Annotated in this window: 1 protein-coding gene; it reads right to left on the reverse strand. The window is 56.8% G+C overall.

The genetic code is table 11. The features are described 5' to 3' along the window. Positions 1 to 1449, reverse strand: a 1449-nt coding sequence (locus tag ACR1XY_RS24495) for a putative Ig domain-containing protein (protein ID WP_480597407.1), incomplete at both ends; no start/stop codon positions are given.

The following is a 1449-nucleotide window of genomic DNA, read 5'->3' on the forward strand; positions in this document are numbered from 1 at the left end:
CCATAGGCACCCCACAATGCACCATCCTGATCAAAGGATTGCCAGGTGACGACAAAGCCTCCGTCTTCCAGCGCCGTGATTGAAGGCTCGCCTTGTTCGCTTGCCGTGTGCGTGTTGATTTGGAACTCCGCGCCAAGGGGGGTTCCATCAGCGTTGAACCGCTGACCATAGATACCAAACAGGTCTCCATCCTGCAGCGCGGACTGCCAGCTGACGACAAAACTCCCATCCGTCAGCACGGTGACAGTCGGCCAGATCTGTTGCCCCGCAGTATGCGTGTTCACCTGGAACTCGGATCCCGATGGCGTGCCGTCCTGGCTAAAGCGCTGCGCAAAGATGCCCCCCTGATCACCATCCTGACCGTCCGAATACCACACGGCAACAAAACCCCCGTCGTTCAGAGCAGCAACGTCAGGCAAGCTCTGATGTCCGTCAGTTTCGGTGTTGAGCTGAAACTCGCCTCCGACGGGCACGCCGCTTTCATCAAAGCGCTGGCCAAAAATGCCCTCGCCTGAACCAACCTGATCGGTCGACAGCCTCACCACCACGAAACAGCCATCATTCAGACCGGCTGCAGAAGACATCCACTGATCTCCGGAGGACGTCGCATTAATCACCAGTTCTTCGCCAATAGGCGTACCACTTGCGGAAAACACGCGGCCATGGACCTCATAGCCCGCAGCATCGGCCTGACTACTTGTCCAGGTGACCACATAGCCACCATTGACAAGCGCTGTGGAGCGGGCAAAGGCGCTTGTCGTGTCCGTACCGAGATTATCGCTGACCCGCTGCTCCGCTTCCAGTCTGATGTTAAACTCCCCGCCATCATCCTCAAAGCGGAACGTGTAAGCACCGCCTACCCCCGCGCTTCCTCCGTGAGCGTGCAGTTCAATAAAACCGTTGTCGGTTGACATCGTGTAGTAATCCATGGTGCCCGATAACGTTGCAACGGTCGATGTTGCTCCACGCACGACACTCACATTGACGACCGGATCGTAAACGTCCCCGACATCAAGCGTGAAGGTCTTACTGACCGCAAGATCACCTGCATCCGTGGCTGTGACCGTGAGGACAACCTGAGTTTCGCTCTCATAATCCAGGCTTTCACCGTCCTTCAGTTTCAAGTTGCCGCCCAGAACTTCGAAGCGGTCATCATCGACAGTATATGTAAACGTGTCGCCAACATCCGGATCGCTGACCGAGAGCATGCCAATCACGGCCCCGGCGTCTTGTTCCTGGACCTCTGAACCTGTCAATGTGAGATCTTCCGGAGCATCATTGACCGGTGTGATCTCAAGCGCGAAGGTCTCGCTTGTTGCAAGTGAGCCATCGCTCGCCGTCACCATGATGTTCAATGTGCCGTTGAAGTCCTGCGGCGGTGTGCCTGAGAAACTCTCCGCAACCGCATCAAACACCAGCCAGTCCGGCAGGGCCGTGCCATCCGTAAGT

It is taken from the genome of Ruegeria sp. AD11(2025), from assembly GCF_056542405.1.